The 9,036-nt window shown below is 47.2% G+C and carries 8 protein-coding genes; 6 read left to right on the forward strand and 2 right to left on the reverse strand.

The annotated features are described in order from the left end of the window. The coding region (locus OEM52_11490; protein ID MDK9700758.1) for an ATP-binding protein at positions 1-382 on the forward strand (382 nt) is incomplete at its 5' end. Next, positions 382-1,242, forward strand: coding sequence for a DUF4435 domain-containing protein (locus OEM52_11495; GenBank protein MDK9700759.1), 861 nt, complete (start codon positions 382-384; stop codon positions 1,240-1,242). The genes OEM52_11490 and OEM52_11495, both read left to right, overlap by 1 nt. A 172-nt stretch (positions 1,243-1,414) precedes the next feature. On the opposite strand, the gene tyrS is transcribed toward OEM52_11495, so the two are convergent. Together tyrS and OEM52_11505 are read right to left on the reverse strand one after the other, a co-directional pair. Next, entirely contained in the window at positions 1,415-2,701 is a 1,287-nt protein-coding gene (gene tyrS / locus OEM52_11500; protein ID MDK9700760.1) for a tyrosine--tRNA ligase, read from the reverse strand. A 205-nt stretch (positions 2,702-2,906) separates the two neighbouring features. Continuing rightward, positions 2,907-6,263 carry a PDZ domain-containing protein gene (locus tag OEM52_11505; GenBank protein MDK9700761.1) on the reverse strand — a complete coding sequence of 1,119 codons (3,357 nt, stop codon included), beginning with the start codon at positions 6,261-6,263 and terminating at the stop codon, positions 2,907-2,909. Between the two features lie 443 nt (positions 6,264-6,706). Here OEM52_11505 and OEM52_11510 point away from each other — a divergent pair, with 443 nt between their 5' ends. The 4 genes from OEM52_11510 (at position 6,707) to OEM52_11525 (ending at position 8,739) form a co-directional block, all read left to right on the forward strand. Next, positions 6,707-7,426 (forward strand): hypothetical protein, encoded by a 720-nt coding sequence (locus OEM52_11510; protein ID MDK9700762.1) that lies wholly within the window; start codon positions 6,707-6,709, stop codon positions 7,424-7,426. A 51-nt stretch (positions 7,427-7,477) separates the two neighbouring features. After that, positions 7,478-7,885 (forward strand): bacteriohemerythrin, encoded by a 408-nt coding sequence (locus OEM52_11515; GenBank protein MDK9700763.1) that lies wholly within the window; start codon positions 7,478-7,480, stop codon positions 7,883-7,885. A gap of 109 nt (positions 7,886-7,994) precedes the next feature. Next, a complete protein-coding gene (locus tag OEM52_11520) occupies positions 7,995-8,402 on the forward strand; it encodes a bacteriohemerythrin (GenBank protein ID MDK9700764.1) in 408 nt (135 codons plus the stop codon). A 13-nt stretch (positions 8,403-8,415) separates the two neighbouring features. Beyond that, on the forward strand, positions 8,416-8,739 hold the full coding sequence (locus OEM52_11525) for an ATP-dependent Clp protease adaptor ClpS (GenBank protein ID MDK9700765.1): 324 nt from the start codon (positions 8,416-8,418) through the stop codon (positions 8,737-8,739). Positions 8,740-9,036: the final 297 nt, after the last annotated feature.

The raw sequence follows: 9,036 nt of genomic DNA on the forward strand, positions 1-9,036 counted from the left end.
AGTTAGAATAGAGTTATTTAAAAATATAATAAATTCAAGATTTCTCTATAAATCTTTTGAGATAGATAAAGATAAGGGCTTTATCATTAGATCAAATCATGAGGCTTCTTGTGTCCCACCTAGCAAACTCTCATCAGGAGAACAACATGAGCTTGTGCTTGCATACCAACTACTTTTTAAAACAAAAGCCAATTCATTAATATTTATAGATGAGCCAGAGTTATCTCTACACGTAAGTTGGCAAAGGCAGTTTCTTTCCGATATCAGTAAAATATCAAAATTGGCTAATCTAGACTTTTTGATTGCAACTCACTCACCAACAATCATTAGCGATAGGCGTGATTTAATGGTCAAACTTGCTGATGATGAGGAAGATAAATAATGGAATATACTGGTGATATGTTAGCGAATGAGATAATTCTCACAAGAGACATTTGGAAGGGAAGTGTATTGATCACAGAAGGGACAAAGGATATAAAGATTTTTAGAAAGTTTTTACATTCGTCCGATATACCAGTATTTCCAGCTTGGGGAAAACAAAATCTTTTTGATGCCGTAGATATATTGAATAGTGCAAAAGAAAGAAAAATTCTTGCAATTATCGATGCAGATTTTAATAATTGCACAGGTAAAAAGATTAATACAAATACTAATATTTTACAAACAGATTGTCATGATGTTGAGATGATGATAATAAAATCGAGTTCATTCGATCACTTCATGAAAGAATTTGTTTCTGAGGATAAGGCCGAAAGGATGTGTATAAGAAATGGAAAAAATGACGTAAGAGAATTATTGTTTGATTTGGCAAAAGTAGTTGGTGTGTTGCGTTTAATGTCTGTGATAGAAGATTTGCGATTGAAATTTGAAGATCTTGAATTTGACAGGATTATAGATAAAAAGAATTTATTATTTAATGTTGAAACTTTTGTGAGAAGCGTACTATCTCAATCAAAGAACCCTTACTTAAAAGTAGAGATAATTATAAAAAAATTATTGAAGGAGTTAAAAAATCAAAAGTATGATCCATATCAAATATGTTGTGGTCATGACTTTATTGCAATATTGTCAATCAGCCTTCGGTCAGCAATAGGTAGCAAACAACATGCTGCTGTTGAAACCGAACAACTAGAAAGTGTACTACGTTTAGCATATGATTTTGAAGAATTTAAAAAAACAAAATTATATTCTTGTGCAAAAAAATGGGAAATCGAAAATACATGTGATCTTTTCAAAACTTAAATCATCTTTTTATCTTTTATCTTACTCAACTATAGTATTCTATATTAGTCTGGTAGCCGCAGGCTTTAGCCTGCGTAATAAATCGGAAAACGCGGGCTGAAGCCCGCGCCTACCAACGCTTCTTGTCAGGCAAGAGTGCCCAACCTCCAATCGGGTTCGATAAATCGAACCCCTACTTCACCCTAATCAAGAAATAATTCTTCTTGCCGGTGCGGAGAATCATCGTCGCAGTTGCAATCAAATCCTCACTCGTCACTTTCTTCGCTACATCGCTCACCCGGTGATTATTCAAATAACAACCGCCAGACGTAATCGCGCGCCGGGCTTCCCCTTTCGATGGGTACGCCCCCGCCTCCACCGCGAGATCGATGATCGAGAGTCCCTCATCCAGCCGCGAACGCGCCAACGTGAATGCCGGCACATCGGCAAAAATCCCGGCGAGATCGTCGTCGTTTAATCCTGCGATGGGTTTTCCGAACAGCACATCGGTTGCGAGTTGCGCCTTCTGGAGCCCCTCCTCGCCATGCACGGTGCGGGTCACTTCCGTCGCGAGTCGAATCTGTCCATACCGCTTCTCCGGCGCGGCAAGATGTTCGGCAACGATCTCATCGATCTCTTCCACCGAGAGGAACGTAAACATCTTCATCATCCGGCCAACGTCGGCATCGGGTACTTGAATCCAGTACTGATAGAAGTGGTAGGGACTCGTCTGCTTGGGATCGAGCCATACCGAACCGCCGCCGGTCGATTTCCCGAGCTTCTCCCCTTCCGACGTCAATAACAACGGAAACGTGATGCCATACGCCTCCACACCGCGCATCCGGCGAATCAAATCGGTGCCGGCAGTGATATTGCCCCATTGATCGTCGGCGCCGCATTGCAATTGACATTTCTCATGATCGTAGAGATGGAGAAAATCATATGCCTGCAACAGCATGTAACTGAATTCGGTGTATGAGAGCCCTTGCTCGCGGTCGTCCAGCCGCATCTTCACCGATTTTTTTTGCAGCATGTAATTGATAGTGAAATTCTTACCGACGTCGCGTAGCCAATCGATGTAGGAAAATTTACTCGTCCAGTCGTAATTGTTGACGATGATCGCGGCATTCGGCCCCTCGAAAGAGAAGAATCGCTCGAACTGGGTGCGGATACTGGCAAGATTTTCTGCAACTTTGTCAAGGGTGAGTAATACCCGCTCGCTCGTCCGTCCCGAGGGATCGCCAATCATGCCGGTCGCGCCGCCGACCAGAATCACCGGACGGTTGCCGCAACGCTGCAAGTGCGCCATGGCGCAAATCGGAACCATGTTACCAATGTGCATACTGGTTGCCGTGGGATCGAAGCCGACATAGAACGAAACCGGCGGCTTCGTAAACAATTCCCGGATCGCCGTTTCATTCGTCACTTGCGAAACGAAACCGCGCGCCTGCAACTCCTCAAATCCTGTTCGCGTACTCATTTTCTCGACCTACTTTCGGTTATCGGATAGCAAAATAGGGTATTGTGGGTGGGAACACAACGTCGGGTAGGGGCGGACTCCCACGTTCGCCCGAAAATTTGCTTCAGGTATGTCGCGGCTACACAAAAAACAGGGGCGTATGGTTACGCCCCTGTTTTATGTTGATGTCGTCAGACAAGAATGTCCGACCTACGGAATACAAAACCTACTTCACTGGCACCAACGGTCGGGGAATGATCGGTGGCGGTGGCGCAAACTTTCGCGGCTCCTTCGCAATCTTATTGTTCAAGTAATCGATGGCATAGTCGAGCTGCTCATCTTTCCCATCAAGGAAACCAGTTGGGTCAAGGTCGAGTAGAACATCGGGATCAACGCCGTGTCCTTCCACCACCCATTTATCACCTTTCGGTGTCCAGTAGCCAAATTCCGGTTGGGTGGTCATACCACCATCGCGAGTACCCTTATTGCTGCGAATGCCAACGAGGCCGCCCCACGTCCGCATTCCAACCACCGGGCCGAGTTTCAGTTCTTGGAAACCATTGGCAAAGGTTTCGCAATCGCTGCCACCCTGCCGGTTGATCAAGCAAATCTGGTGACCGATAAATAATCCCCATGGATTCGTGTACGGTGCGCCATACCGCGGCTTACCGAACTCGAGCAGACCACGGCCGAGGTGCGAGAGAATCATCGGCGCGACAAAGCCGCCGTGATTCCACCGGTCGTCCATGATGAGACCCTGCTTATACGATTGCGGATAATATTCCCGTGAGAACGATTGGAGACCGCGACCGCCCATATCGTAGAGATGGATGTAACCAATCTTACCGCCACTCTTTTTGCTGACGTATTCCCGGCATTCATTCACCCAGGTTTGATAACGGCAGAGCGATTCGCCGCCAAGCAATTTTACGACGATGCGGCGCGCGCCATCGAGTGAAGCTTTTTCGTTCACCGATAATTCGACCAATTGACCAGCACGATTCGCGAACCGTTTGAGATAGTCTTCCCCTTTCACGAGCGGTTTACCATCGACGGCAACCAGCCAAGTGCCCGGTTTGACGTTGTAATCGGCGCGGGCAAGCGGTGAAGACCAATCTTCGGTCGGATAATTCCCGGCATAGATTTTTTGAATCTGCCAAAATCCGGAACCGGCGTCATATTTCATGTCAGCGCCGAGCATACCGGTACCGACGAAGCGACCACGCTTCACGTCGCCGCCCCAAACATAGGTGTGTCCGGTCGAAAGCTCACCAATCATTTCACCGATCATATCGTTGATGTCGTCGCGGGTCGTCGCCCGGTCGAGCAACACGGAATACTGTTTCCACACGCCATTCCAATCCACACCGTGCATGTCCTTGTCGTAGAAGAAGTCGCGCTGCATCCGCCACGCTTCGCGGAAGATTTGCCGCCACTCTTTCCGCGGGTCGATTTTTAGCGACCAACCCGATAAGTCGATGCGCATATCCTTCGCGTCATCATCCTTCGGGGCGCTCATCGCACCGGCTTCCACCCGATAGAAACCGCCGTCGGTATGATAGACGAGTACTTTCTTGTCACCGGAAACTGTGTAACTCATAACCCCATCAGACAGGGTCGACAGTTTTTCCCCACCGATGTCATAGGTGAGAAGTTTCCCGCCATTCCAACCATCTTCCTCATCGTCACCGGGATTTCCGGCAGGCATCATGCCGTTGTTTTCGACGGCGATCCAGTGCAATTTCCCTTCGACCGCGGCCAAACCGTAAAAGTTGCCCGGTTTCACTGGAATCTGGACGATACGAGTTCCCAGACCATCGAAATCGATTTTAATCGGTTCGACTTTCTTTTCATCGTCCTTCTTATCGTCTTTCCCTTTCCCTTTTTTATCGCCCTTCTCGTCGTCTTTATTCCACTTCTCTTTTTCCTTCTCCATCTCTTTCTTCTCTTCATCCGTCGTCATATCGCTGCGCGGTGCGAAGAGAAGTTTTCCATCTTTTTGCAGGGCTACAGCAAACGGCAAGGTCGCTTCATCAATGATAAAACGGGCATCGAATTTATCGAGGAACGGATTGATATGGTGATCCATCAAGAAGAAGAGATACTTCCCTTGCGGATCCCAATCAGGCGAGTATGCATTGTACATCGGATCTGTTACATCGTGAACCGATTTTGTGGTCGCGTCGTAAATCCGGATTTGATTGTATCCGGTTTCGAGGGGATAACCATAAGCGACGTATCGGCTGTCAGGCGACCACTTATAATCGCGGATTTCATAATTCGCGCTGTCGCACTTCGTACGGTTGCCGCTTTCCGCATCGACAATCCACAGCCGTAATTTTTCATCGGTATAAACCAGTTTCTTGCCGTCGGGCGACCACAACGCCGGGAAGAACCAGCCGGGCGCGACACTGCCAAGTTGCTTCGATGGCGCGCTGTTATCGGAAGAGTATAACACTAATTGTTCTTCGCCATCGACTTCAGTCCAAGATGAAATCCACTTACCGTCCGGCGAAAAGTCGGGGAACTTTACCCGCACCGAGCTATTGTCGGTGATGCGGCGAATCAGACCTTTTTTCTTGGTGCGTGCGGTAAAGAAATCGCCGCGAGTTTCCAATGCGATTCGCTCGCCATCCCACGAAAGCGTATACCCATTGAGGTATTCATTGGCATCGACAAACCGTTCGCGGACTTGAATCCGGTCGCTCGGTAGTTGGATCGATACTTGTTCGTTTTTACCGGTTGCGACATCGTACACCCAGACATCCATTCCATGTTGATACACGATTTTACCATCGCCCATGAACGGCCAACGGACATCGTAATCGACAAATTCGGTTAATCGTTTGAGATTCTTTCCATCGGGATCCATCGATGCCAAATTGGGACGTCCCCAACGGTCGGTAACGAAATAGATTTTCCCATCGGTATGCCACATCGGGAAGGCGTCTTTTCCGGGATAATCTTTGGTGACCCATTCAAATTTGACGGGATCGATTGTACCAATCCAAAGGTCTTCGGCTTCGCCACCCTTGTAACGTTTCCAGTTATGGAATTCTAAGCCAATCTTCTGATAGGCGACCCGTTTTCCGTTGGGTTCCCAGCTAATCCAAGCTGCTGGTTCTAGCGGAATCATCTCGGCGATGCCGCCTTCGACTGGTAACGTAAAGAGCCGGTAATCGCCATGCGGCGTGTCGCGACGGCTGCGGAACAGAATTTTTCCATCGCGCGTCCAACCGATTGCCTGATCCGGCATTGGGTGCCAAGTCATTCGTTTCGGTTCACCGCCAGTGATGGGAATTAAATAAACATCGTCGTTGCCTTCGTACTGTGCAGTAAAGGCAATCCACTTTCCGTCAGGTGAGATTTTCGGAAATCGTTCTTCTCCTTCAAAAGCAGTGAGCCGCATTGCGACACCGCCAGAAGCCGGAACCATCCAGAGATCGCCTTCGGAAGCGAAAACGATTTTACCATTACCGATCGACGGATAACGATAGAAGCCGTCGGGTAAGGTTTGCGCAAGTGTAACGGCAAACAGCGCTGCCGTTATGAGAAGCGCGAATAGTAGGGAGATACGTCGCATGGGTGTTACTTTCTCCTGATTGAATGTTAGATGATACTTGCTTAGACGTTAAAATAGGCGGAACGGTTGCAGTAGGAAAGGGATTGCGTAAATTCACCGAAAGTAGAGGTTTTATGTCAAACCATACACAACTACCTGTATTCCCCATTGGAAAGGTTTTATCTCCAGTTCATAGGACAATCGACAGTGGATGGGTTGATATTACATTTTAAGTAACAATCATGCCTGAAATCGCTGTGGGCTCGCGGAGTATAGTCTTGTCTTTGAACGTATTAGGTGTTTCGGTGCCCGGTTCTTGACATTAAACAGTAGTATCCATCTTCTACTGGGTCGAAAACCCTCGGGAACCGGATTGGCTTAAACATATGCTTAGCAATTACTTCTCGGTTTGAACCGGGTATCGATTCGATAGTACCTTGTAGCTATGTAAGTTAGGAGTAACCATGTCACAACATTTCCCCCTCATCATTTTAAATGGCAGACCGGCCGCCGGTAAAAGTGAAGTAATCGATTTTCTGAAAAAGTCAACCGACACCGAACGTCTTATTCGGTTCGGCGTTGCGCCGTTTGTCGAGTTCGATGATTTCCTCTATTTGTGGGAAGATTTTCAAGACGATGATGTCCGTGAGAAAATGGGTTTGAAACGATTGGTAACCGATTCCAACTATTACTTTCTCGAACACGAGTACTGGAATTTCTTAATTCGGAAAATGTCATTCCAACTCGAGTTATCGGTTGCGAAAGACGCGAATTTCTTGAAGCAGCACACCGCGATTTTTGAATTTGCCCGCGGCGGTAAGAATGCTTTCATGGAAGCGTATGAGCACCTGTCCGATCGCGCATTAGAGAATGCCGCGATTGTTTACATTTCCGTAAGCTTTGAAGAATCTTCACGGAAAAACAAACGCCGTGCCCGACCCGGGGAAGAGGGTTCGATTCTCCACCATTCACTACCCCAAGAGAAGATGGATTACTACTACAAAGAGAACGATTGGGAAGCAATCTCCGGTGGAAAATTGGATGGTTATATCGATATCCGCGGCCACAAAGTACCGTTCGCGGTACTCCCGAATATGCCGGAAGTGACCGACACCCCGGAACATTTGGCACCGGTATTGGAAGATACGTTTGCCCGGCTGCGAAAGCGCTGGGAACAACGGTAACTCTGTTAGTAACAACTCTTTTTCGATGAACCTGAATTTGGGGGGTCAGCAATGGCGCTGATTACTTGGAATGAGCGATTCTCGGTAAGTATTCCACAGATCGATCAACAACATAAAAAGTGGATCGATATCGTCAATCGGTTGCACGAGGCAATGGCAGCAGGAAAAGGTAATGAAGTCATTGGGGCAGTGTTGCTGGAGATGGTGAACTACTCCAAAATGCACTTGGATTTTGAAGAGAAGCTTTTAACCCAACACAGCTACCCTGATTTAGCTGCCCATAAACTGCAGCACGATGTTTTGCGTAAACGCATCCACGAAGTGTATCAGAAGTATCAGGCGGGCAATAAGTTCCTCACTCTGGATGTGATGAACATGTTGAAAGACTGGCTGTTGCAACACATCGAAGGGGTCGACAAAAAGTACTCTTCCCATTTGGTGGCGCGCGGCGTACAATAACGCGGCAAGTTGGTAGATCAGTTTTCACGGGTGACGAACTTGCTTCGGAGTTTGGGTTGCCTTGTTTTGTTTTCACGTACGTACTTTTGATTCCCAGGAGTTAGGGGCTATGGCGATTATTCAGTGGAGCGACCGATTTTCGGTTAAGATTCAGCAAATCGACAATCAGCACAAAAAATGGGTGGATATCATCAATCGACTCCATGATGCAATGGTTGGTGGAAAAGGTGCCGATGTTATCGGTTCGGTATTGCTTGAAGTAGTGAATTATGGAAAAATGCATCTCGATTACGAGGAGCAATTGATGGCGAAGTATGGGTATCCCGATCTTGCTGCCCACAAATTCGAGCATGATGTACTAAAGAAAAAAATTGCCGATTTGCATGCGAAGTTTCAAGCCGGGAACAAATTCCTAACCTTGGATGTGATGAATATGTTGAAAGACTGGTTGATGCAACACATCGAGGGCGTGGACAAAAAGTACACTGAGCATTTTCTTGCGAAAGGATTATCCTAAACCGATTCTAATTATGATGAGACCAGACGATTCTTCCGGTATTCCACGCCGGAAACCAACGATACTCGCCGAAACCTCTCCCGCATTACCGGGGGAGGGGACGGATATACCCTCGCAAGTCGTCTTGTTCGACGATGAAGTACACACCTTTGCCGAAGTGGTTTTCCAATTGATGCTGGCGACCGGATGCAGTCCGGAAACGGGACTACAAACTGCTTGGGAAGTCCACACCAAGGGCAAAGCCATCGCATTTGCCGGTGCGCTCATCGAGTGCCTGACGGTTGCCGAAATTCTCCGGAAAATCTCGCTGCGGGTCGAAGTCCAAGTCGGCTCGTAATCACTTCACACAACTTGTTTTATTTAAACAATTTGAATGCACTTACGAACTTCCTGCCCAACCGGAAGTTGTTTATGTTCCATAATCACAAACACCAGAATTTTGAGTATTTGTTAAAATACCCTTGACATTCAATGATATTCTTCCGTTCTTGTATATAACCACCAATGGCCGGAGGAGCCATGAATCGCTTACTCGTTTTTCTTATCCTCGGTATTCTTCTTTTTACTCTGCCAATCTCTGCCTTCGCCCAAGACAGCTCGGGTGTAACGTGTCTTTCACGGTTGGAAAATCCAA

It is taken from the genome of bacterium, assembly GCA_030247525.1.
Taxonomy (GTDB): domain Bacteria; phylum Electryoneota; class JAOADG01; order JAOADG01; family JAOADG01; genus JAOTSC01.